We start from the raw sequence: 22,890 nt of genomic DNA, 5'->3' as shown, positions 1-22,890 counted from the left end.
GTCAGTCCTGCTCGCCGAGGAACCACGACGACATCCGCCGGGCCAGCAGGTCGGCCAGCCCGGGCGTGGTCTGCAGCTCGCCCAGCACGTCCTGCCAGGCGTTGAACGTCCGGTCGCCGAGGCGGGCGCCGCCGCCGGTGCGCAGGTACTCCGGTAGTAAAAAGGCATGCCGGACAAGCCACGGCATATACCGATTCTCCCGGCGCCAGTTCTCCTGGCCGACCGCGCGGTCGATGTACGCGTGCAGGTCCGAGTAGTGGTCCCAGCGGATCAGCCCGGAGTCCTGGCTGAGGTTGACGATCCGCGGGTGGTAGAGATGCCGGGTCGGCTCGCCGGTCACCGTGTGCCGGTGCCGCCACAGCGGGCGCTCGTCCTCGCCGGCGAGGGTCATCACCTCGCTCGGCTGCCAGCCGAGCAGCAGGTCGTTGAAGAGCGACCAGACGGCGGGCGCGGTCAGCAGCCGCTGGGCGCCCCGGGTCTTGAGGCTTTCCAGGATGAGCGCCGCCGACTCCTCGTCGGGCTCGATGTCCGGCACGATCTTCGCGGCCCGCAGCGTCTCGTACGCGCTGGGCTTGTGCTGCCCGTAGTACTCCTGCAGGACCGCCCACGGCCGGGTCGGGCGCGACCGCAGCCGGGGCGGGCGCTGCTCCTGCTCCTCGATCCAGCTGCGCAGCGAGATCACGTCCGGCGACTGGGCCTCGGGGATGCGGGCGAACCACTCGCCGACCCGCTCCTCGAAGTCGGCCCGGACGGTCGGCGGCTGGTTGCCGATGTCGTCCAGCGCCAGCACGACCCGGACGCCGTGCGAGGAGAGCGCGGCGGCGGCCAGCGCCTGGACCATGTGGATGATCGAGGGCGGCCGCAGGCGTACCGGCCAGAACAGCAGCGCCGGCGCCGGATGCGCGGGCCGCTCGAGCCGCCAGTCGAACCGCTCACCGAGCTGCCGGAGCAGGTCGGTGGCGCCGTCGGCGGGCGTGCGCAGCGGCACCGAGCCGAGCCCGCGGGCCATCTCGAGCTGCTCGAACAGGCGGGGGACCGGCACCCGGGGCAGCGGCGGCGGCCCCTGGCCGGCCGGGATCAGCGCGAACCGCACGGCGAGCTTCTGCAGGAGCACGTCGCCGTCGACGCTACTGTGGACCACCACGTTCGCGCCGCCGCCGATCCGGGCGGCCAGGCCGCGGATGCGGGAGTCGCGGTCGGCGTCCTCCCGTACGCCCCAGAGCACGTGCGCGCCCTCGGCCACGGCGGCCTGGAGCACGGCCGTCACGATCGGGTCGCCGCCGCGGTAGCCGAGCACACAGATGGTCTTGCCGGCCAGCAGCTCGGTCAGCCGGTCGGCCGCGTCCCGGGGCAGGCGCGGGTCGCGCAGGTCGGGCAGCGGCGCGGTGCGCTGCCGGCGGTCCAGCGGCCGCCAGTAGCCGAGCAGGTGCAGCACGTCGATCTCGCCCGGGCGGGTCGACCGGGTCAGCGACGGGTGCGAGAACGGGGTGATCGGGTTGGCGATCAGCCCGGCCCGGCCGAGCGCCACCTCGATGCCCGGCTCCGGGGTGGCGGCCAGGACGAGGTGGTCGAGCTGGTCGGGGAAGGCGGCCGCGATCCGGCCCAGCGCGAGCAGGCCCGGCGCGATCCGCCACGAGCCGGCGGCGAGCTCGAGGATGCGGGCCGAGTCGAAGTCGAGCGGCCGGGCCGGGATCGGGTCGGGCAGCCGCTCGTCGTCGGGCGGGCGGTAGCGCTCGAGCACCATCCGCTGCACGACGACGTCGAACTCCTCGGGGCCGAGCCAGTCGTCGAACGCCTTGCGGTAGCCGGCGTGGAGCGCGGCCGGGTCGGTGGCGGTATCGGAGACCCGCCGCAGCTCACGCCGGAGGTCGTCGTTCTGCCGGAGCTGGACGTACTCGCCGGCCACCCGCACCAGCGAGCCGGGCCAGCCGCCGTCCGCCCCGGCCAGGTCCGGTCCGATCAGGAAGATCAGCCGGCGGTCCTGTTCACGCAGTTCGCGAGTGAGACGGACCAGAAGATCGTCCTTGTCGGCGAACCGCGCCACGACACCTCCTCACCCCCGAGAGCGACCATTGTCACTCATACCCCAATGTGTGCTCGGAGACGGGTCCCTCCGCCACCAGCCGTCCCTCGGCCAGCTCGGCCTCGAGCTGGAGCGGGCCCCAGCCGTAGTAGCCGACGAAGACCCGCAGCCGCACGTCGCTGAGCCGGGCCGGCCGCGGGTCGGAGGTGAGGTCGATCAGGCCCACCCGGCCGGCCAGCGGGCTGAACGCGGGCAGCGCGCCCGGTCCGTCGTGCACGACCGCCACCCCGAAGGCCCGGTACGGGTCGAGCGGCCCGCCGGTCCAGAGCACCGGCGGCTCGGTGACGACCTCGGCCCACTCGCCGAGCACCGGGCGCACCGGCCGGGTGGTCCGCTCGTCCAGGCGGACCGCCACCGCGCCCTGGTCGGGCCGGTGATCGAGCACCAGCAGCCGGGCCGCGGGCGAGCCGAGCGAGCCGTCCGGGCAGCTGAGCACCTGCCCGACGAGCAGGTGCCCGGGCTGGCGGGCGGCGTTGCGCACCAGGTGCAGCCCCGGGTTGTGGTCGCGCAGCTCGGGCAGCGGGCGGCCCTTGGCCTCGAGCGCCTCCCGGACCGTGCGCCAGATGGTGGCGAGGTCGAGCAGCTCGGGTCCGCCCGGCAGGCCCGCCTTCAGGGTGCGGATCAGCTCGCCGGTGAACGCCGTGTGCTCCTCGTCGGCGGGCGCGTAGGCGGTGCTGTTGCGGGCCGACGCGACCAGCACCGAGGCGCGGTCGATCTCGACGACCGGTTCGGCGCCCATCCGCTCCAGCGCCCGGCCGGCGTAGCAGCAGTCGAGGACGACGACGCGATGCCGGGCGCGACTGGTGAGGATCCGCTCGCGCAGCCACTCGTACGGGAAGGAGGTCGAGTTGAGCATGGGCCGCTGGGTGATGCGCACCGAGAGATGCAGGGCGCCGCTGTCGGCGACCACACCGTGCCCGGCGTAGTAGACGAGGAAGAGCCCGCCCGGTCCGGCCTGTTCGGCCGCCTCGACCAGGGCGAGCTCCATCTCGTTGGGCAGGCTGGGGTTGGCCAGCACCCGGCAGCGCTCCGGCGGCAGTCCCCAGTAGAGGTCGTCGCAGAGCAGGTCACGCAGGTCGGTGAGGTTGCGCTCGACCGTGGGCAGCGCGTCCAGGTGCTCGTAGTCGGCGGCGCCGATCAGGACCGCGACCGACGCGTGCGGATCCGCGAGACCCGGGCCTTCGACCATGCCGCCCAGCGTAAGGTAACGACGCTTGTCAGTGTCGCCGGTTGAACTCGTGGCTCAGCACGTACCGCGCGACGCCGTTGCCGATCTTCACCCCCTGCTCGTCGGCGGTCCGGAAGTGCACGCCACCCCAGATGCGGGCCTCGACCACCTCGTCGAGGGCGGCCGAGAAGCTGTCGAAGTGCCGGACCGTCCCCGAGTCGGCGCTGTAGGCGCTGAACGACAGGTCGTCGCGGCCGAAGAACGCCCGCAGCGCGGCCATCACCGTCGCGGTCGAGCAGGTGTGCCCGGAGGTGTAGTCCGGGAACGGCGGGGTCACCAGCAGCGGCGTCCAGGCCGGGTCGCCGGTGGTGGCCGGGTTGCCGTCGTTGTCGGCCTCCCGCACCGCGGTCACCGGCCGCCAGAAGCTCCAGAACTTCTTCTCGTTGAAGCAGGCGATCAGCGAGTCGGCGTTGGCCACGTCGGCCATCGCGAACATCCGGGCCGTCTGCAGCGTGCTCAGGTGCTGGGTGCCGGCCAGCTGTCGCTTGATCTCCCACTCGGCCAGCCGCCGGTCGTGCCACCACTTGGCCGCCTCGGTCTGGTCCGGCGTGCGTACGGTGCTGGTCGCCCCGCCGATCGCCTTGACCTCGTTCAGGTCGCGGGCGTACTGCCGGCCGGTCAGCGCCGGCGGCCCGGCGGTGCGGAACATGTCGTTGCGCGGGATCACGAACGGGCGCATGCCGCCGACCCAGGCGCCGTCGGCGGCGTTGGTGGGCGGGGTGGGCCGCCAGACGCCGGGCGCGGTGCCGGTGGCCCAGGCGGCGTCGCCGAACGCGCCGTCGTCCACCCGCGCGGCGATCATCGCGTCGGCCGCCTGCTCGCCGACCGCGACGCCGCCGTCCTTGGACCGGCCGTCCGGGATCGCGGCGAGCGAGCCGGCGTACATGTCGTCCAGCGACGCCGACTGCTCCGGGAAGAGCGACACCAGCACGCGGTAGGCGGCGGTGGCGACGGCGGCGTCGGCGCTGTCCCCGCGGTGGGCCTTCGGCGCGATCAGGTACGGCTGGTAGTGCGTCCCGGCGATGGCGTTGACCGCGTCGTAGACCGCGCCCTGCACCATGGCGAAGCTGCGCGGCGCCACGTACGGACCCTGGCGGGCCACCTCGTAGATGGCGGTCTGCGCGTTGGCGTTCCAGACGACGACGGAATTGGTTCCGGCGGCGGCGGCGGCCGGCACGGGCGTGGCGGCCAGCACGACGGCAAGGAGCAGTTTCATCGATGTCCCCCGTTCGATGTGTCGATCAACATCGAAACCGGCGGATCATGCGCGGGGCAACCCCGTCTATCCGATTCGGACAGACGGGCTTTTAGTGCGGTTGCGCCATTGCGGTCGCGGTCCGGCTCCCGTACGCGGCGAAGAACTTGTCCCGGAACTCCGACATCGGCCACACCGGGGTGTCCGCGCCCGGCTTGAGGCCGTCCGCCCAGTTCCAGCCGGAGAGGCGGTCGAGCACCTCGCGGTCGTGCGCGATGATCGTGATCGGGATGTCGTGGCTGGCGTTGGTGTAGCCGCTCACCAGGGGCATCGGCTGGTGGTCGCCGAACATGACGACGACCAGGTCCTTGTCGCCGTACTTCTGCGCCCAGGAGATCAGCGCGTCGACCGAGTAGGCGATCGACTTCGCGTACTGCACCTGGGTGCGCTCCCCGGACGTCCACAGCGTCGACCGCGGCTCGAAGCCCTGCGTCATCGAGCGGTAGACGCTGCCGTCGCCGACCTGGTCCCAGTCGAGCATGCGCGGGATCGGGGTCCATGGCTCGTGACTGGACGTCATGGTGATCTCGGCCATCAGCGGGCCGGTCTTCTTCGCGTACACGTTGTCCTGGAACTTCTTGAAGGTGTACTGGTCGGGCATGCGCGACCAGCCGAACCGCGGGCCCTGATAGCCCAGGTTCCGCGAGTCCCAGACCTCGTCGTACTTGTAGAACGACGCCTCCGGCCAGGCCACCGTGTTGCCGGGCTCCATGCCGACGGTGCGCCAGCCCGCGTCGTGGAAGGCGCTGGTGATCGTCACCCGGTTGCTCGCGGTCAGCTGCCGGTACCGCTGGGTGTTGTCGATCCACAGGCCGGACTGCAGGGTGGCGTGCGCGAGCCAGCTGCCGCCGCTGAAGGTCGAGGAGGTGAGCCAGCCGCTCTTGGCCGCGAAGCCGGCCGCCTCCAGCTTCTTGGCGTCCACGGCGAGCTGCGGGTCGACGATCGCGCGCATGTTCGGCTTGGTCAGCGACGACCGGCCGTAGCTCTCCACCACGCCGATCACCACGTCCTTGCCGCGCAGGCCGGTGAGCATCTCCTGCGGCGGCACCTTCCGGTACGGGTCGGCGGCCGCCTGCGCCGCGAACTTCCGCTGGTCCCGCAGCGCCGCCGGCACCTGCTTGACCGTGCTCTTGAGCAGGTCGGCCGAGGTGTCGGAGGCTACCGGCGCGCTCGGGAACCAGGTCAGGCCGCTGATCGCCAGCGCGACCCAGACGGCGGTGAGGCCGACCAGGGTGCGGCGGGCGGGCCCGGGGTAGCGGGCGGTGAGCCGGGTGAGCCGCAGCACGGCCAGGGTGCAGAGGGCGAGCACGATCAGCGACAGCGCGACCGCGCCGATCACGGCGCCGATCGCCTTGCCGCGCCCGTCGGTCTCGACCAGCGCGTTGAAGCCGTCGTGGAAGAGCGGCCAGTCGAGCACCGGGTTGAACCGCCGGCCGAGAACCGTCCGGAACCCCATGTTGACGATCTTGAGCACGACCACGACGCCGAGCCCGAGCCCGAGCAGCGCCGCGACCGGCCGCCGCCACCGCCGGGGCAGCGCGAGCAGGACCGCCGCCCCGATGATCACCTCGATCGGCAGGCGGAGGAACGCCGACTCGGTGGCGGTGCCCTTGGGCGGCCGGGCCACCGCGTCCGGCACGATGAGCGCGAGGTAGACCAGCACGGCCGCGGCGGACGTCAGCACCCACCCGGCGACGCGACGCCAACGGGGGGCGGCCGGTCGGCTTTCGAGCGTCAAGATCTGCATCCTCCGGAACGGGCGGCCGCGGGCAGCCGGACGCCACCCACCTTCCGTTCATACGAGGAAACTTCCGTGAACGGTTCAGTTCGGGGTGACTATCGCGAAATCGGGGTCGGTCCGGTCCAGCGCGGCCAGGAGCCGGCCGAGCACCGCCCGGTCGCCCTCCATCGATATGCCCTCGGTCTGCCCGGCGGCGAGCGCGGGCAGGGCCTGGGCGGTCAGGCGCAGCGTGACGTCGGGGCCGGGCCGTCCGGCGACCGGCGGCGCGTACGTCAGGACGCCGTTGCGCAGGGTCAGCCGCCACTGCTGCCCGGTGTCCGTCAGGTCGATGTCGATCGTGAGGTGCTCGTCCCAAGAGCGCGGGCCGTCGACCCGGATCGCCAGCGTGTCGAACAGCTGCTCGGGCGTGAGCTGGGCGATCAGGTCGGGCGAGGCGACGGTGACCGGTGTCGGCACGACGCCGTGCCGCAGTTCCTGCGCGGCGGACAGGTAGACGCAGCGCCAGGTGCCGTTCTCGGCGCCGTAGCCGAGCTGCTCGTAGGCGTCGGCGAGCAGGCCCTTCGCCCGGTCGTGCCCGGGCTGGGCGAACACGACGTGGTTGAGCAGCTCGGCCGCCCAGCGGTAGTCGCCCTCGCGGAACGCTTCACCGGCCCTGGCCACCACCGTGTCGGCCCCGCCCATGGCCGCCACGTACCGGCGGGCGGCCTCGGCCGGCGGGTGCGGCCACAGGTGCGCCGGGTTGCCGTCGTACCAGCCGAGGTAGCGCTGGTAGACGGCCTTGACGTTGTGGCTGACCGAGCCGTAGTAGCCGCGGGCGTGCCAGGCATGCTCGAGGGCGGGCGGCAGCGGCAGCATCTCGGCGATCTCCGGCCCGGTCAGGCCCTGGTTGAGCAGCCGCAACGTCTGGTCGTGCAGGTACGCGTACAGGTCGCGCTGCAGCGACAGGAACTCGATGACCCGGTCGTTGCCCCAGGTCGGCCAGTGGTGGGAGGCGAAGACGACCTCGGCCTCGCCGCCGAACAGCGCCATCGCCTCGGTGAGGTAGCCGGCCCAGGCCCGGGGGTCGCGCACCTCGGCGCCGCGCAGGGTGAGCACGTTGTGCAGGTTGTGGGTGGCGTTCTCGGCCATGCACAGGGCCCGCCGGTCCGGGAACCAGAGGTGCATCTCGGCCGGAGCCTCGCTGGACGGCGCCATCTGGAAGACCATGCGCACGCCGTCGACGGTCTCCTCCTGCCCGGTGCGGCCGATCGTGACGGTCGGCGGGATCAGCGTCACCGTGCCGGTCGAAGTGCCGGCGCCGAGCCCGGTACCGACCTGGCCGCCGGCGTCGCGGGTCAGGTTGGCGCCGTACATGTAGACGGCGCGGCGGCCCATCGCGGTGCCGGCGTAGACGTTCTCGCTGACCGCGTGGGCGACGAAGCCGTCCGGCGCCAGCACCGGCACGCCCTCCGGCTCGGGCAGTACACCGCGCGCGCCGCCGAAGTGGTCGAGGTGGCTGTGCGTGTAGATCAGCCCGGTCACCGGCCGGTCGCCGCGGTGCCGGCGGTAGAGGGCGAGGGCGGCGGCCGCGGTCTCCTTCGAGATCAGCGGGTCGATGACGACCACGCCGGTGTCGCCCTCGACGAACGTGACGTTCGACAGGTCCAGGCCGCGGACCTGGTAGATGCCCTCGACCACCTCGAAGAGGCCGTGGATGGCGGTCAGCGTGGACTGCCGCCAGAGGCTCGGGTTCACGGTGACCGGCGCCGGCCCGTCCACGAACGCGTAGGCCGCGGCGTCCCAGACCACCCGGCCGGCGTCGTCCCGGATCCGCGGGTCGTCGAGGGTGCCGAGCCGTCCCCGCGTGGCGTCCGCGAAGTCCTGCTCGTCGTGCAGCGGCAGCGCCTTGAGCAGATGGTCGTGCTGCGCGGCGATCGGCGGGGTGGGTGGCTTCCGGCTGGTGTCCATGGGCCCGACGGTGCCGGGCGTACGGTCCGGGGCCATCCTCCGCCGCGGATGAGCGCGCCGTCAGAACGGGAAGGTGCGCGGGGTGTCGCGCAGCGTTATCCACTGCAGCTCGGTGAAGTCCTCGCTCGCGAACTGCAGGCCGAAGCGGCCCCAGCCGGATTCCTTGAGGCCGCCGAACGGCATCTGGGGCTCGTCGTTCACGGTCTGGTCGTTCAGGTGCACGATGCCCACCTCCAGGCGGCGGGCCAGGTCGAGGGCGCCCAGGACGTCGGCCGAGATGATGCCGGCGGTCAGGCCGAAGCGGGACGCGTTCGCCATCGCCAGCGCCTGGTCGGGGCCGTCGGCCACGTCGAGCAGGGCGACCGGGCCGAAGGTCTCCTCGGTGGCGATCTCGGCCTCGGCCGGCACGTCGGTCAGGACCGTGGGCGGGTAGCACGGCGGCGCGGCGACGCCGCCGGTGAGCAGGCGCGCGCCCATCGCGACCGCCTCGGTGACCCGGCGGTCGACCAGGCTCAGCGCCCACTCGTCGATCAGCGGGCCGACCACGGTCGCCGGGTCGCGGGGGTCGCCGACGGGCAGCCGGGAGACCTTGGCGACGAAGCGGTCGATGAAGGCGGGCGCCACCGCGCGGTCGACGATGATGCGGCGTACGCACATGCAGATCTCGCCCTGGTGGACGAACGCGCCGTAGGTGGCCGCATCCACCGCGAGGGAAAGGTCGGCGTCGGCCAGGACGATGAGCGGGTTGTGGCCGCTCAGCTGGAGGATCGGGCGCTTGAGGTGGCGGGCCGCGAGCTCGGCCAGGCGGCGGCCGGTGACCGTGGAGCCGGTGAAGCTGATCCGGCGGACGAGGGGATGGGTGACCAGCTCCTCGGCGATCATGCCGGCGTCGCCGGGGGCGTGACAGACCACGTTGACCGCGCCGGCCGGGAGGCCGGCGGCGGCGAAGATCTCGGCCCACAGCGTGCCGCCGGTGACGGGCGATTCCTCGCTGGGCTTCAGCACGACGGTGTTGCCGAGGGCGAGCGGGCCGACGATCGCGCGGCCGGCCAGGGTGAGCGCGGCGTTCCAGGGCGCGATCGCGGCGACCACCCCGACCGGGCGGCGTACGGCCAGGGCCCGCGACCCGGGCACGTCGGTCGGCAGGATCTGGCCGGTCGGCGCGTGCGCGAGCCCGGCGGCCTGGCGCAGCAGGGCGAGGCTGAAGTCGGCCTGGACGTTGGCGAAGTACGGCCCGCAGCCGGTCTCGCGGGCGAGCAGGTCGATCACCTCGGCCCGGCGCCGGTCGAGTTCGTCGGCGGCCCGGATGAAGATCAGCTGGCGTTCGCTCGGCGGCATCGCCGACCAGGCCGGGAACGCGGCGTGGGCGGCCTCGATGGCGAGCCGGGCGTCCTCGCCGTCGCCGGAGGCCACCTCGGCCAGGACGGCGCGGTTCCACGGGTCGTGGTCGGGGTGGGTGCGCCCGCCGATCGAGGCGACCCGCCGGCCGCCGATGTGGTGCAGCACCGTCCCGATCATCTGGCGATGCTAACCGGGCGTTCGAATATCCGGAACGGCTGCCGATAGAGTGCGACGGCATGACGGCACCGTCGTACTCCCAGTCCCTGGAGCGGGGGCTGCGCATCCTCACCGAGTTCGCCGCCCACGGGCCGGTTCTCGGCATCGCCGACATCGCACGCGCCGTCGATCTCAACCGCAGCACCACGCACCGGTACGTCGCCACGTTGACCAGCCTCGGCTTCCTGCAGCAGGATCCGGAGACCAAGAAGTACTCGCTCGGCCCGCGCGCTGCCGACCTGGGCTTCGCCGCGATCAGCTCGATGGAGATCACCGGGGTCGCGGCCGGGCACCTGCAGGCGCTCGCCGACGAGACCGGATGCGCGGCCAGCATGGCGGTGCTCGACGGCGCCGACATCGTCTACGTGGAGCGGCGCCGCTCGCGCCGGGCGGCCGGGCTGGCCGTCGACCTCAACCTGCATGTCGGGTCGCGGCTGCCGGCGTACTGCACATCGATGGGCAAGGTGCTGCTCGCCTACCGCGACCCGGTGGCGCTGCGGCCGCTGCTCGACCGGATGGACCTGGCCCGGCGCGGCCCGCGCACGATCACCGTACGGGAGCAGCTGGTCGCCGCCCTGGCCAAGGTGCGCCAGGCCGGGATAGCGGTGAACGACGAGGAGCTGGCGCCCGGGCTGCGGTCGATCGCGGCCCCGATCCGGGACCGGTCCGCGCACGTGGTCGCGGCCATCAACGTCGCCGTCCACCTGACCACGTGGACGGCCTCGGTCGAGTCGGTGGTCAGCCGGCTGGGTGGGCCGCTGCTGCGTACCGCCGCCGAGATCTCGCATCAGCTCGGCTACCGTTCGAATAGTTGAAACATCGCGTTGTCCCGCCACCGTTCCGGGCCTAGATTCGGCGGCACCCTTGCCGGTCTGGAGGCCCCGATGGCACTGCTCGACTCGTCCCGATGGAACGACCTGATCTTCGAGGGCGGCTCGTGGCGCCCGGGCAGCGGCGCCACCACCGACGTGATCGAGCCCGCCACCGGCGAGACGCTCGGCCAGGTCAACCTGGCCACCCCCGCCGACGTGGCCCGGGCGGCCGAGGTCGCGGCCGGCGCCCAGCGCGAGTGGGCGGCGCTGCCCCACCCGGCGCGCGCGGCGGTGCTGCGCAAGGCGGCGCAGCTGTGGGCCGAGCACGCCGAGGAGATCAGCTGGTGGAACGTGCGTGAGGTCGGCGCCGTCCCCGGCATGGCCGGCTTCGCCGTGCACGTCGCCGAGCAGGAGTGCTGGGAGGCGGCGTCGCTGCCCAGCCGGCCGTACGGTCAGCTGGTCCCCTCCGAGGAGCCGAGGCTGTCGATGACCCGCCGCTACCCGGTCGGCGTGGTCGGCGTGATCAGCCCGTTCAACGTGCCGATCATCCTCGGCATCCGCTCGGTCGCGCCCGCGCTCGCGCTCGGCAACGCGGTGCTGCTCAAGCCCGACCCGCGCACCGCGGTCACCGGGGGCCTGGTGCTGGCCCGCATCTTCCAGGAGGCGGGCCTGCCCGACGGCCTGCTCCAGGTGCTGGTCGGCGGCGCCGACGTCGGCGAGGCGCTGATCACCGACCCGCGGGTGGGCGTCGTCTCGTTCACCGGCTCGACCGAGGCCGGCCGCCGCGTCGGCGCGCTGGCCGGCAGCCACCTCAAGCGGGCGCACCTCGAGCTCGGCGGCAACTCCGCCCTGCTCGTGCTCGACGACGCCGACGTGGACGCCGCGGTCAACCTGGCGGCGTGGGGGAGCTGGTTCCACCAGGGCCAGATCTGCATGACCACGGGCCGGCACCTGGTGCACGAGCGCGTCTACGACGACTTCGTCGAGCGCCTCGCCGACAAGGCGGCCAAGCTGCCGGTGGGCGACCCGGCCCGCGAGCAGGTCGCGCTCGGCCCGGTGATCGACGCCGGCCAGCGCGACAAGATCCACGAGCTGGTCACGTCCTCGGTCGGCGACGGCGTGCGCCTGGCCGCCGGCGGCACGTTCGACCGCCTCTTCTACCAGCCGACGGTGCTGGCCGGCGTGTCACCGTCGACGCCGGCCTTCGCCCAGGAGATCTTCGGCCCGGTCGCGCCGGTCGCCCGCTTCGGCAGCGTCGAGGAGGCGATCGCCCTGGCCACCGCCTCCGAGTACGGCCTGTCGCTGGGCATCGTCACCCGTGACGCGATGCGCGGCGTCGAGCTCGCCGACCGGATCCCGACCGGCATCGTCCACATCAACGACCAGACGGTCAACGACGAGGCGAACGCGCCGTTCGGCGGCACCGGCGCCTCCGGCACGGGTTCCCGCTTCGGCGGCGCCGAGGCCAACATCGACGCTTTCACCGAGACCCGCTGGGTGACCGTCCGCAGCACCCCGGCCGCGTTCCCGTTCTGACCGGGCGCGTCGCGCCGCTCTCCTGACCTCGCGTCAATCCAGGCCGCGCCAGGTGTCGCGGAGCACCTGGCGGGAAAGGATGTCGGCCTGGCGGGTCGGCTCCGGGACGCGGAAATGCGTGCTCAGGTCGACCGCCAGGCCGGTGGCGTCGGCCAGGCCGATCCGGTGGCCGACCGAGACGTAGACCGGTTGCACCTCGGTCTGCGTGCGTACCGAGTGGCCCAGCACCTCGCCGTCGTCGTGGATCGGGGCCCAGTCGCCGCGGCGGGGCCCGGGCTCGGGGTAGGTGCCGATGAACTCGGTCTTGCCCACGCCGAACGTCGGCACGTCCAGCAGCACGCCCAGGTGGCAGGCGATGCCGAAGCGGCGCGGGTGCGCCACCCCGTAGCCGTCGCACATCACCACCTCGGGGCGGGACTTCAGCTTCCCGACAGCCTCCAGCAGGAGCGGCAACTCGCGGAAGGCGAGCAGCCCCGGCACGTACGGGAAGGTGACCGAGCCCTCCGCCACCGCCGTCTCCCGCACCCAGAGGTCGTCGACCGAGACCGTGACCGCCGCCGCCACCGCGCGCCGGCTGCCGACCGCGTAGGAGATGTCGAGGCCGGTGACCGTGCCCGGCCGGGAGATCGGCGACGTGGGCAGTACCAGGCGCTGTCGCAGCTCGTCCTGAATGCGCTCGGCGTGCGCGGCGTCGACCGGCGTCTCGAACGGCACCGCCGTCCAGCTGAAGCTCATCCCCGTGGCTCCCGGGTCCCGCTGGTGGAAATGTGCGTGCATCCCACCATGAGCACCAGATCGCGCCGCCGACGGGCCCGCCGGCGCGAGAATCTCGGAGATCCCATCGGCGCCCGGGAGGGACTGCTCACATGATCGTGCGGAAGCCGGCCCACGCCCGCAGCGCGTTCCTCGACGACTTCCTGCGCAGCCTGCGCGACGAGGGCTTCGGCGGGGCGCCGCTGACGCTCGGCTACGACGAACAGGGGCGCCAGCTGTTCGAGTTCGTCCCCGGCTGGGTGCCGTACCCGATGGCGCCCTACCGGCTCCCGGACGCGGCCGTGCTGAGCGCCACCGCGCTGATCCGCGACTTCCACGACGCCGGGGCCCGTTCGCCGCTGTCCGGTGGTGCCGAGACCGTCTGCCACTCCGACCTCGGGCCGCACAACACGGTCTTCCGCGACGGCCGGGCGATCGCCCTGATCGACTTCGACGCCGACACCGGGCCGGGCCGCCGCATCGACGACTTCGACCAGGCGGTGTGGTCCTTCGCCGACCTGCTGGAGCCCGCGGTGCCGTGGCCGGACCAGGCGCGCACGGTCCGCCTGATGTGCGACGCCTACCCGGGCATGACGCCGGGCCTGGTGATCGATGCGCTGACCGCCCGCTTCGAACGGGCCCGCGCCGACCATGCCGCGAACGGCCGCATCCCGGCTGCGCGCGTCTTCGAGGACCTGCTCCACCGGGTGTCGGATTACGGCGACCGCATCCGCGGCTGGTCGCCGTCCGCGTAGCGTGCGGTGCGATGGGCTGGGACAAGGTGGAGCAGCACCTGGACACGTCCACCGGCACCGCCGCCGAGGGCACCTGCCGGTGGGAGGTCACGCTGCGGCCGGGCCCGGACGGCGCGATCGTCCGGGAGGTACGCGCGGGCGGCCAGCCGTGGAACCCGGCCGAGGAGACGATCTGGCCGGCCTGGTCGCCCAGCTTCGGGCAGGACGCGGGCGCGGGCGCGCCACTGGAAGGCGTGCACGACTACTGGTCCGCGGCCGGGGACCGGCTGCGCGACTCGGCCAAGTGGCTGTCCGCGGTCATCGGCGCGTCGCTCGGCGTGCTGGTCGGCACGTCCCCGCTGGCCGACCTCGGGCAGCACCGGCCGCCCGGCATCGCGCTGGCGGCGGGCGCGGCCGGCATCGTGCTGCTCGGCACCACCCTCTTCCTGGTCCTGCTGGTGATCCGGCCGACCTCGCTGTCCTTCGCCGACGTGCAGAAGGCCGGCGACAAGAGCGCGGTCGGCCGGTGGCGCGAGATCGTGGAGCGGCAGCAGGACCTCTACCTGCCGACCGGGATCACCACGCTGACCGCCCTGCGGCAGTCGATGATCGTCGAGGAGGTGACGCTGGCGGCGCTGGCGCGGGTGCCGAACGCCGAGGCCCGGGCGGTGCGGGCGGCGCGGCTCAAGGAGCTGCGGGACGCGGCGGCGCGGGTGGCGACCATCGGCGAGTTCTATCGCATACGCCGACGGAGCACCGTGGCGACCACGGTGGGGCTGGTGCTGGGGCTGGCCGGCACGATCCTGATCGTCGTCGCCTTCGCCTGGCCGCGCCCCTAGCGTTACCCTGCCCGGCGTGGAGATCGTGACGCGGGGGGATCGGCCGGACCTGCACGAGATGGCGTCGGCCGTCTTCCGCGAGCGCGCTGGCCGGAGTTCATCTTCCACGACGAGGTGCCCAAGAAGTATCTGAGCCGGGCGCCTGCCGTCGGGCTATGACGAGGCGCTGGTCCGGGCGGTCGAGGGCCGGGAGGCGGGCATCGCGCCGACCACGCTGAGCTTCATGGCCGCCGCGGTCGGCGCCGGGCACGACCGGCGTGGGCTCGCCACCGTGGTGCTGGGCGAGCTGACCCGCCGCGCGTCCGAGGACGGTCTGGCCCACGTGATCGCGCCGCTGCGGCCGACCTGGAAGCACCGCTACCCGATCGTGCCGATGGACGAGTACGCCGGCTGGACCCGTGCCGACGGGCTCTCGATCGACCCGTGGATCCGCACGCACCAGCGGATGGGCGCCCGCGTGCTGACGACCGCCGCCCGCTCGACCGCGGGCGGTACGTCGAGGAGAACCTCTGGGTCCAGCACCGTTAGACGGCGCCGAAGTGGGTCAGCTCGTTGCGGCGGGTGTTGAGGTCCAGTGCCAGTGAGCCGGCCGCCAGCCCGACGAACAGCAGGCCGGCGACCTCCAGGCAGACCGCCACCGGGTAGTGCACGGGGATGGTCAGCACCAGGGCCCGGCTCTCCAGGTCCCAGATGCGGACGGTGCGGTCCTGGCTGCCGGAGGCCAGCATCAGCCGGTCGCCGATGGTCACCGGGCACAGCGTGGTCACCCGGTCGACGTGCCCGGCCAGCACGGTGGAGACGCCGCCGGCCCGGTCCCACAGCCGGATCGTCTGGTCCTCGCCGCCGGTGATCAGCAGCGGGTCGGCGCCGGCCGGCACGGTGGTCATCGCGAGCACGCCGCCCTGGTGCCCGCGCAGCAGCCGGGCCTGCCGGCCGCCCGCGGTCCACAGCCCCACCGCGCCGTCGTCGCCCGCGGTCGCCAGCACCGGGCCGGCGCCGCCCGCGATCGGGTGCATGATGCGCATGGCACGCAGGTGGTCGTACAGCTCGTCGCCGATCCGCAGGCCGCCCATCCGCCGCGACGTGCTCCGGCCGGTGTCGGTCCGGAACGTGAACAGCTTGGTCGTGCTGTTGGCCGCGGCGGCGAGCGAGGTCCGGCCGTCGGCGTCGCGGTACGAGCACAGCGCCCGCACCGGCGGATCCATCCGGATGTGGTGGGTGATCTGCCGGCCGTGCACCGGATCCCAGGCCTGGATCAGCCCGTAGTCGCTCACCGACACCAGCGCGTCGGCGCCGCTGGGCGCGCTCGCCGTGCACAGCCGGGAGACGGTCTCGGTCAGGTTCGTCATCGTCGCCGTGTCGGCGCCGGTCTCGACGTCGACCACCCGGATCGAGTCCCGGTCGTCGGCCACGGCGACCAGGTTCCGGCGGCGGACGCGGACCGCGCAGGCGGCCGTGACCCGGCCTCGCCCGTTGCGCTCCACCTCCGCCGTCGTCAGGTCCCACAGCCGCGCGGTCCGGTCCTGGCTGACCGTGGCCAGGTAGTCCCGGCCGTCGATCGCGATCGGGCAGACCGCGGTCACGGCGGCGGTGTGCGCGCTGAGCAGGATGCTGTTGTCGCCGTCGAAGTCCCAGACCCGCACCGAGCCGTCCCCGGCGCCGGCCGCGAGCAGCGTGCGGCCGTCGGCCTCGATCGAGGTCAGGGCGCGGACCGAGTCGACGTGGCGGCCGATGCGGTTGAACTCCCGGTCCCGCGCCAGGAGGTCCTGCGGCTTGCCGAGCGGCCAGCCCAGCACCTCGTCGCTGTTCGAGGCGGCCACCAGCCGCCGCCCGCGCACCGTGATCGGGCAGACGGCGCGCACCGTGTCGATGTGGTTGTCGTAGTTGCGCAGCAGCACGCTCTTCTCCGGGTTCCAGACCCGGACCGCGTGGTCGTCGCCGCCGGTGACCAGCAGGTCGTGCCCGCCGCTGCGGAGCACCGACAGGGTGCGGACCGGGCCGCCGTGGGCCTGGAACGCGCGCGGGCGCGGATCGTTGAGGCGCCAGAGGCGGACCACGCCGTCGTCGCTGCCGGCGGCCACGCAGACATGGCCGCCGACCGACAGCGCGCACAGGGCGCGGACGGTCGAGCCGGGCCCGGCCAGCGTGCCGACGTGACTGCCGTCCGCGGGGTCGACGAAGCCGATCCGGCCGCGCCGCCCGGCCGCCGCGATGAGCTCGTGCTCGCCGCCCGGCACCGCGCACACGGCCAGGAAGCGGTCGGCCTCCAGCGCGAGCTTGCGGTGGGTGGCGTTGGCCGGGTTCCACAGCCGGACAAACGGGAAGTCGCCGACGGTCGCCAGCTGCGGCCGGTGCTCGACCGTGATCGGGCAGACCGCGCGGATGGCCCCCGGGTAGCCCTCGAGCGCGCCGTAGTCGGAGCGGCGGGTCACGTCCGCCCAGCGGATGCGGTACGGCAGGCCGCGGCGAGCGGCGAACGTGGTCGGCAGGGACTCGATCTCGGCGGTGACCCCGAACAGCGCCGCCCGCTCGGCCGGCCCGGCCACCACCGCGCGCGGTGTCAGGCGCAGCATCCGGGCCCGGGCCACCCCCTCGCGGGTGGCGGCCTGCCCGGCCAGGGCGGTCAGCCGCGGCAGGTCGGCGTGCAGCAGGAACCCGTCGTCCAGGAGCAGCGCGTCGACCATGCCGGCGCGGGCGGCGTACGCGGGAAGCGCGCGCAGCAGATAGTCGTCGGCGCCCGCCCATCCCCGCTCGCCGCCGCGGCCGTGCCCGATCAGCGCGGCGGCCAGCGCCCGCTCGTCGCTGCGTCCCCGCCGCAGCGCGTCGTTGAGGGCCTGGTGGAACAGGCGGTACCGGGGAACGCCGGCGTCGTTGCTGGACTCGACCAGGAAGTTGGCGGCCGACGAGCCGGCGAACGCGGCCAGCGTCTCGCGCGGGACCCGCACGTCGAGCGCCTCCAGGGCCACCTGCCAGAGGTCGATCGAGAAGCCGGGGGCCTGAGCGTAGGCGAGGGCGGTCAGCACCGTGGTGGCCGGCACGCCGCCGATGTCGGGCAGCCGGCCCAGGTACTCGGCGAGGGCCTCGTCGACGGTCGCGGTGAAGGACAGGGCCTCCGGGTCGACGGCCTCGGCGTCGTACATGCCGTGCGAACGGGCGATCAGGCCGGCGATGAGGAAGTTCGGCTCGGCCAGCCGGGCGATCCGGGCGGCCACCGGTCCGGCGACGGCCGGGTCCGCGTACGGGTTGCCGGGCCGCTCGTCGCCGAGAAGCGCGAGGGTCGCCTCGGCATAGTCGGTGAGGTCGCCCAGCGTGAAGTACTCCTGGCGGTCGAGGTCGATGACCGCGGCGTTGCCGAACGCCCGCAGCAGGTCGCCGCCGTCGTCGGTGCGGCGGCTGCCGACCACGACCTGGGCGCCGTAGCGCGCGCATTGCCGGACCATCGGCACCAGCACCGATTTGACGACGATCCGGGCCTGCGCCGGGCTGACCGCCTCGTCGAGCGCGTCGACCACCAGGTTGAACCGGTGCCGGTCCCGGTCGCGGGCGAGCCGGTCGAGCAGCGCCGGCACCAGGTCGCCGACGGTCCGCGGGATCCGCACCGACGCGGCCCGGGCGATCTCGACGGCCACGTCCAGGGCGGTCTTGCCCTTGACGTGCACGGCGCAGGCGATCGAGCCGAGCGGCGTGCGCACGTTGTGGTCGTCGGCGGGCAGCTCCCCGGCCACCTCGCGGTCGGCGGTGGTGACGATCCGGCCGAGCACCGCCGACTTGCCGACGCCGGGCGAGCCGGTCACGACCAGGACCCGGGGGTCGGGCCGGTCCCGGGTCAGCCAGCCGACGATCGTGCCCAGGGCCCGGCCCCGGCCGCGGAAGCGGTAGCCGCTCTCGGTGTCGATCGAGACGCCGCGCGCCCGGGGCCGCCAGTGCCGCGCCGCCTCCACGTCCTCGCGCAGCGACCAGCCCCATGCCGCCAGCGCGGTCTCGCCGGCGGCCGCGACCGTCCACGCGGTCAGCTCGCTCAGCTTCTCGTCGGGCAGCGCCCGCTCGACCCGGTGCAGCGTGACGGCCTGGGCGTCGCCGGGGTTGGCGCCGCCGGTGCGGGCCGTGCCGACCAGGGCGACGATTGCGCCGTAGTCGGCCGACCAGACGCCGGCGCCGCTGAAGCCGGGCGTCACCGGATAACGCGACTGGCGTTCGAGGCCGACGCTGCCGTACGAGAGCGGGCCGCCGATCCGCCCGTGCGCCTCCGAGCCGAGCGGCGAGTCCCGCGGGAAGCCGAACGACCACCACGGGTTGCCCTTCAGCGCCCGCGGCTCGGGCGAACGCAGCGGCGCCGGATGGGCCTCGGCCGGCGCCGGCTCGGCCAGCTGGAGCACCGCCAGGTCCTCGGCCGGGTTGCCGCGCACCTCGGTCACGGCGCGGCGGGCGTCGCGCGGGCCGCCGGACTTGGGGAAGGCCACGCTGAGCGGCCGTTTCCCGTCGACCACGTGCCAGCAGGTGAGCACCCGGCGCCGATCGACGAGGATGCCGGTGCCGATCGCCGAGTCGGGCTGGTCCGCGGCGTACAGTGCCACGGTCCAGGGATCGTGGTCGGGCCCGGCGTGCGGCATGTCAGCCATCGGCGGCTACCATGCGTCGATACTTCCAGTACGGAACGCGACCGTCTATGCGACGTGAGTGACGATTTTCATCGTGTGCCACCGCCGGGTCCGGAGGTGGCCGTGTGATCATGCTCCGAACAATCGGCCGAAGCGGTGGAGGAACCCGGTGGGCATGACGTCGCTGGTGTCCGCGGTGCGGACTCAGGTGCTGGGACTCGTCGCGCGGCGGTTCGCCGGCGGCAACGGTCCGTACGCGGGACTGTCCATGCTGCCCGACAAGATCCTGTGGCCGCTGCACCGGGACGGGCTCGACCCGGTCCCGCAGATGGCGCGGTGGCGGGCCGAGCGGCCGGTCACCCGGTTGCCGCTGCCGTTCGGCATCCGGGCCTGGCTGGTCACCGGCTACGAGCCGGTCCGGGCCGTGCTGGGCAGCGTCGACGGCTACAGCAACGACTTCGGCAAGTTCGCCGGCCGGATCGGCATGGGCGTCGGCCAGGACCCGGGCGGGCTCGGGTTCGCCGACCCGCCGGTGCACACCCGGCTGCGCAAGGTGCTGACACCGGAGTTCACCATGCGGCGGCTGGCCCGGCTGCAGCCGCGGATCGAGGCGATCGTGGCCGGCCGGCTGGACGCGATGGCCGAGCTGCCGACCGGGCGCGCGGATCTCTGGCACGACTTCGCGCTGCCGATCCCGGCGCTGACCATCTGCGAGCTGCTCGGCGTCCCGTACGCCGATCGCGAGTACTTCCAGAAGCTGAGCACCGCGCGCTTCGACCTGGCCGAGGGTGCGGGCGCCTCGCTCGACGCGGTGAGCGAGTCGCTGGGCTACCTCGGCGGCCTGATCGAGCAGCAGCGCCGGGAGCCGGGGGAGGGGCTGCTCGGCTCGCTGATCCGCACCCACGGCGACGAGATCGACGACCGGGAGCTGGCCGGGCTCGCCGACGGCGTGCTCACCGGCGGCCTCGAGACGTCGGCCAGCATGCTGGCGCTGGGCGCGCTGGTGCTGATGACCAACCCGGTGATGGCCGAGCGCATGCGCGCCGGCGACGGTGTCGACGAGATGGTCGAGGAGCTGCTGCGCTATCTGACGGTGGTGCAGGTGGCGTTTCCGCGGGTGGCGACCAGGGACGTACGCGTCGGAGACGCCGACATCCGCGCCGGTGACGTGGTGATGTGCTCGCTGAGCGGCGCCGACCGGGACGACCTGATCGGCGCCGATCCGCACCGCATCGACCCGGACCGGGCGCCGAACCGCTCGCACATGGCGTTCGGCTTCGGCATCCACCGGTGCATCGGCGCCGAGCTGGCCCGGATGGAGCTGCGCACGGCGTACCCGGCCCTGGTCCGCCGTTTCCCGGCGATGTCGCCCGCCGTCCCGCCCGCCGAGCTCAAGTTCCGCAAAGCCTCGATCGTCTTCGGGCTCGACGAGCTGCCGGTCACGCTGGGCTGACGTCTTCAGCGTTTTCTCAGTGGCCGGCCGTCAGGCTGCCCGGCCATGAGCGACCCCACCCTCACCTACCCCGAGGCGATCGTCATCGGTCTGCTGCAGGGGGTGACCGAGCTGTTCCCCGTGTCCAGCCTCGGCCACAGCGTGCTGCTGCCGGCCCTGATCGGCGGGCGGTGGGCGCGCGACCTGAGCCTGACCGCCGACAAGTCGCCCTATCTGGCCTTCGTGGTGGCGGTGCACGTGGCGACGGCGGTCGCGCTGATCTGGCATTTCCGAGCCGATTGGGTACGCATCGTCCGTGGCCTGGTCTCGTCGGTGCGGACCCGCTCGATCGCCACGGCCGACCAGCGGCTGGCGTGGCTGCTCGTGGCGGCGACCATCCCGGTCGGCCTGGCCGGGCTGGCGCTGGAGCACGCGATCCGTACGGCGCTGGGCCGCCCCGTGCCGGCCGCCATCTTCCTGATCATCAACGGCGTGATGCTGGCCGCCGTCGAGCGGGTGCGCGCCCGCCGCGCGGTCCGGCCTTCCGGGGCCGGGGCCGCCGCCGTGCCGCTGGGCTCTGCTCACCAATACGCGCCATCCGCTCATCGGGACGGCTTCGGGAGCTCTGCTCACCAATACGCGCCGTCCGCTCACCGGGACGGCGTCGGGAGCTCTGCTCACCTATACGCGTCGTCCGCGGCCGATCCGGATCAGCGGCTCGCGCGGCAGAGCTGGGCCCAGGCGCTGCTGATCGGCGCCGCCCAGATCCTCGCGCTGTTCCCGGGCATCAGCCGCTCGGGCGCCACCATCGGGGCCGGGCTGGTGCGGGGCCTCAACCACGAGGACGCGGCCCGGTTCGCGTTCCTGCTGGCCACGCCGGTGATCCTGGCGGCCGGGGTGCTGAAGATGCCCGAGCTGGCGGCGCCCTCGGCCCGGGGGGTGCTCGGCCCGGTGCTGGCCGGAAGCCTGGTCGCGGGCGTCGCGGCGTACGTCTCGGTGCGGTTCTTGACCCGGTATTTCGAGACCCGGACCCTGAACCCCTTCGCCGTCTATTGCGTGGTCGCCGGCCTGTTCTCGCTGGCCTGGCTGTCCCTGGCATGAGAAGAGCCGCCCGGCGTGCTGGCCGGGCGGCTCTTCTCAAGGTCACTTGACCTGGACGTTGAACAGCGGGTTCGCGGCCAGCTTGCGGAACGTCGCGAGGCTGCGGGCCGAGCTGTTGATGCTGATGTCGCGGTCGCCGGTCGCGTCCTTCTTCGTGTCGAAGTAGACGATCGCCTTGATCGCCGGCCGCTTGGCCAGCTCCGGCAGCACGCTGTTGAACTGGGCCGACTTGTCGACGACCTTGCCGACGCGGTGGTAGGCGCCCCACTCGGCCACCATGATCGGCTTGCTCTTGTGGTTGCGGACGGCCCAGTCGTAGAAGCCGGTGCCGCCGGGCGCGCGCCGGTCGAGCAGGTCACCGAACATGCCGGCGTGGTAGTAGTTCTTCTCGGCGCTCACGTACGAGTCGAGGCCGACCCAGTCGACGACGTCGTCACCGGGGTACAGGTCCTTCCACCAGGACTGCGCCATCCACTTCTCGTTGCCCATGTAGGCCACGACGCTCACCGCGTTGGTGACGCCCTTGGCCCGCAGCCGCTGGATCACGTGCCGGAACGAGTTCCGGAAGTCCTTGGCGGTCATGCCCGAGCCGGCCTGCGGACGGACGTCGTCCTCCGGCTCGTGGTTGAGCACCAGGAAGAACTTCTTGTTGTAGGTCGCCTTGACCCGGGCCGCGAACGCGTCGATCCGCTTGTCGAGCTTGCCGGCGGCTACGTTCGCCCAGGTCGAGCCGTACTCGACGCGCCAGTTCAGCAGCAGCACCCGCGGCTGCGCCGGGTCCTGCGTCATCTTGATCTCGGCGGCCGTCGGGAACTTCTCGTCGCCCTTGTGGTACGTGTGGAAGATCGTCGAGGTGCGCCCGCTGAGCTTCTCCCAGGTCCGCAGCTCGGCGTCGCGCGGCAGCTGGGTGAAGCCACCGGCGGCGGCGCCCCACAGCACGTTGCAGCTCGGCACCAGCTTCGCGTCGGTCACGCAGCCGGTCTTCGGCTTGACGGTCGCCGGCGCGGTGTCGGCCTGGGCGGCGCTTGCGGCACCACCGAGGACGGCGCCGAACCCGGCGAGCACGGCGGCCAGCGAGTGCACGGACTTGCGAAACATTCCATCTCCCCCACGTTGTCCGGCCGTTGTCGCCGGGCATGGGAAAGAGATTCCAGGGCGTGCGGTGCGCGCCAAGTGCCCGCGGGGGTGCCGATGAGTTGCGCCTCGCCGCGGACCCGGAAGGGTCGACCGTGGTGATCGGCGGGCGCCGGCCGGGCATGAGACTTCTCGGGTGC

Annotated in this window: 16 protein-coding genes; 7 read left to right on the top strand and 9 right to left on the bottom strand. The window is 73.3% G+C overall.

The genetic code is table 11. From position 1 onward, the window contains the following. Nucleotide 1 precedes the first annotated feature (1 nt). From ACQP2F_RS25325 to ACQP2F_RS25300, 6 genes are all read right to left on the bottom strand, one after another. Nucleotides 2-2,044, bottom strand: coding sequence for a hypothetical protein (locus ACQP2F_RS25325; RefSeq protein WP_433291378.1), 2,043 nt, complete (start codon nt 2,042-2,044; stop codon nt 2-4). A 31-nt stretch (nt 2,045-2,075) separates the two neighbouring features. Beyond that, nucleotides 2,076-3,272 (bottom strand): YqgE/AlgH family protein, encoded by a 1,197-nt coding sequence (locus ACQP2F_RS25320; protein WP_433291376.1) that lies wholly within the window; start codon nt 3,270-3,272, stop codon nt 2,076-2,078. A 28-nt stretch (nt 3,273-3,300) separates the two neighbouring features. Continuing rightward, nucleotides 3,301-4,527: a vanadium-dependent haloperoxidase gene (locus ACQP2F_RS25315; protein WP_433291374.1), complete on the bottom strand. Its 1,227-nt coding sequence runs from the start codon at nt 4,525-4,527 to the stop codon at nt 3,301-3,303. 91 nt (nt 4,528-4,618) lie between these two features. Further along, nucleotides 4,619-6,304, bottom strand: coding sequence for a sulfatase-like hydrolase/transferase (locus tag ACQP2F_RS25310; RefSeq protein ID WP_433291372.1), 1,686 nt, complete (start codon nt 6,302-6,304; stop codon nt 4,619-4,621). A gap of 84 nt (nt 6,305-6,388) precedes the next feature. Next, nucleotides 6,389-8,254 (bottom strand): alkyl/aryl-sulfatase, encoded by a 1,866-nt coding sequence (locus tag ACQP2F_RS25305; protein WP_433291370.1) that lies wholly within the window; start codon nt 8,252-8,254, stop codon nt 6,389-6,391. A 60-nt stretch (nt 8,255-8,314) separates the two neighbouring features. Continuing rightward, the gene (locus tag ACQP2F_RS25300) at nt 8,315-9,772 is read right to left on the bottom strand and encodes an aldehyde dehydrogenase family protein (RefSeq protein WP_433291368.1); all 1,458 of its coding nucleotides are present in this window, start codon (nt 9,770-9,772) and stop codon (nt 8,315-8,317) included. Between the two features lie 59 nt (nt 9,773-9,831). On the opposite strand from ACQP2F_RS25300, the gene ACQP2F_RS25295 reads away from it, so the two are divergent. Next, nucleotides 9,832-10,626: an IclR family transcriptional regulator gene (locus ACQP2F_RS25295; RefSeq protein ID WP_433291366.1), complete on the top strand. Its 795-nt coding sequence runs from the start codon at nt 9,832-9,834 to the stop codon at nt 10,624-10,626. A 69-nt stretch (nt 10,627-10,695) separates the two neighbouring features. Further along, nucleotides 10,696-12,159: a benzaldehyde dehydrogenase gene (locus ACQP2F_RS25290; RefSeq protein WP_433291365.1), complete on the top strand. Its 1,464-nt coding sequence runs from the start codon at nt 10,696-10,698 to the stop codon at nt 12,157-12,159. A 33-nt stretch (nt 12,160-12,192) separates the two neighbouring features. Here the strand turns inward: ACQP2F_RS25290 and ACQP2F_RS25285 are convergent, their stop codons facing one another. Next, on the bottom strand, nt 12,193-12,894 hold the full coding sequence (locus tag ACQP2F_RS25285; protein WP_433291363.1) for an endonuclease V: 702 nt from the start codon (nt 12,892-12,894) through the stop codon (nt 12,193-12,195). A gap of 131 nt (nt 12,895-13,025) precedes the next feature. On the opposite strand from ACQP2F_RS25285, the gene ACQP2F_RS25280 reads away from it, so the two are divergent. The 3 genes from ACQP2F_RS25280 to ACQP2F_RS25270 all read left to right on the top strand — a co-directional run bounded on the left by ACQP2F_RS25280 (nt 13,026) and on the right by ACQP2F_RS25270 (nt 15,053). Further along, nucleotides 13,026-13,667: a hypothetical protein gene (locus ACQP2F_RS25280; RefSeq protein ID WP_433291361.1), complete on the top strand. Its 642-nt coding sequence runs from the start codon at nt 13,026-13,028 to the stop codon at nt 13,665-13,667. Between the two features lie 11 nt (nt 13,668-13,678). Next, complete coding sequence (locus ACQP2F_RS25275; RefSeq protein WP_433291359.1) at nt 13,679-14,485, top strand: hypothetical protein; 807 nt, start codon at nt 13,679-13,681, stop codon at nt 14,483-14,485. Nucleotides 14,486-14,708: 223 nt separating this feature from the next. Further along, the gene (locus tag ACQP2F_RS25270; RefSeq protein ID WP_433291357.1) at nt 14,709-15,053 is read left to right on the top strand and encodes a hypothetical protein; all 345 of its coding nucleotides are present in this window, start codon (nt 14,709-14,711) and stop codon (nt 15,051-15,053) included. Here the strand turns inward: ACQP2F_RS25270 and ACQP2F_RS25265 are convergent. Next, on the bottom strand, nt 15,010-19,104 hold the full coding sequence (locus tag ACQP2F_RS25265) for a trypsin-like peptidase domain-containing protein (protein WP_433291355.1): 4,095 nt from the start codon (nt 19,102-19,104) through the stop codon (nt 15,010-15,012). The two genes, ACQP2F_RS25270 and ACQP2F_RS25265, sit on opposite strands and share 44 nt — an antisense overlap. A gap of 154 nt (nt 19,105-19,258) precedes the next feature. Between ACQP2F_RS25265 and ACQP2F_RS25260 the strand changes: the two genes are divergently transcribed. Further along, on the top strand, nt 19,259-20,536 hold the full coding sequence (locus ACQP2F_RS25260) for a cytochrome P450 (protein WP_433291353.1): 1,278 nt from the start codon (nt 19,259-19,261) through the stop codon (nt 20,534-20,536). A 45-nt stretch (nt 20,537-20,581) separates the two neighbouring features. After that, nucleotides 20,582-21,616 (top strand): undecaprenyl-diphosphate phosphatase, encoded by a 1,035-nt coding sequence (locus ACQP2F_RS25255; RefSeq protein WP_433291351.1) that lies wholly within the window; start codon nt 20,582-20,584, stop codon nt 21,614-21,616. Between the two features lie 42 nt (nt 21,617-21,658). Here ACQP2F_RS25255 and ACQP2F_RS25250 read toward each other — a convergent pair whose 3' ends face one another. After that, on the bottom strand, nt 21,659-22,714 hold the full coding sequence (locus ACQP2F_RS25250) for a glycoside hydrolase family 26 protein (protein WP_433291349.1): 1,056 nt from the start codon (nt 22,712-22,714) through the stop codon (nt 21,659-21,661). Nucleotides 22,715-22,890: the final 176 nt, after the last annotated feature.

Origin of the sequence: Actinoplanes sp. CA-030573 (assembly GCF_050951115.1) — a bacterium.
In the GTDB taxonomy this organism is placed as follows: Bacteria; Actinomycetota; Actinomycetes; order Mycobacteriales; family Micromonosporaceae; genus Actinoplanes.
The sequence above is the reverse complement of the archived record's forward strand: the minus strand, read 5'-3'. Positions and strand labels throughout refer to the sequence as shown.

Coding starts and splice junctions, on each gene's coding strand:
- ACQP2F_RS25320 (WP_433291376.1), bottom strand. CDS start 3,272: ATGGTCGAAGGCCCGGGTCTCGCGGATCCGCACGCGTCGGTCGCGGTC.
- ACQP2F_RS25315 (WP_433291374.1), bottom strand. CDS start 4,527: ATGAAACTGCTCCTTGCCGTCGTGCTGGCCGCCACGCCCGTGCCGGCC.
- ACQP2F_RS25305 (WP_433291370.1), bottom strand. CDS start 8,254: ATGGACACCAGCCGGAAGCCACCCACCCCGCCGATCGCCGCGCAGCAC.
- ACQP2F_RS25300 (WP_433291368.1), bottom strand. CDS start 9,772: ATGATCGGGACGGTGCTGCACCACATCGGCGGCCGGCGGGTCGCCTCG.
- ACQP2F_RS25295 (WP_433291366.1), top strand. CDS start 9,832: ATGACGGCACCGTCGTACTCCCAGTCCCTGGAGCGGGGGCTGCGCATC.
- ACQP2F_RS25290 (WP_433291365.1), top strand. CDS start 10,696: ATGGCACTGCTCGACTCGTCCCGATGGAACGACCTGATCTTCGAGGGC.
- ACQP2F_RS25285 (WP_433291363.1), bottom strand. CDS start 12,894: ATGAGCTTCAGCTGGACGGCGGTGCCGTTCGAGACGCCGGTCGACGCC.
- ACQP2F_RS25280 (WP_433291361.1), top strand. CDS start 13,026: ATGATCGTGCGGAAGCCGGCCCACGCCCGCAGCGCGTTCCTCGACGAC.
- ACQP2F_RS25275 (WP_433291359.1), top strand. CDS start 13,679: ATGGGCTGGGACAAGGTGGAGCAGCACCTGGACACGTCCACCGGCACC.
- ACQP2F_RS25270 (WP_433291357.1), top strand. CDS start 14,709: ATGGCCGCCGCGGTCGGCGCCGGGCACGACCGGCGTGGGCTCGCCACC.
- ACQP2F_RS25265 (WP_433291355.1), bottom strand. CDS start 19,104: ATGGCTGACATGCCGCACGCCGGGCCCGACCACGATCCCTGGACCGTG.
- ACQP2F_RS25260 (WP_433291353.1), top strand. CDS start 19,259: ATGACGTCGCTGGTGTCCGCGGTGCGGACTCAGGTGCTGGGACTCGTC.
- ACQP2F_RS25255 (WP_433291351.1), top strand. CDS start 20,582: ATGAGCGACCCCACCCTCACCTACCCCGAGGCGATCGTCATCGGTCTG.
- ACQP2F_RS25250 (WP_433291349.1), bottom strand. CDS start 22,714: ATGTTTCGCAAGTCCGTGCACTCGCTGGCCGCCGTGCTCGCCGGGTTC.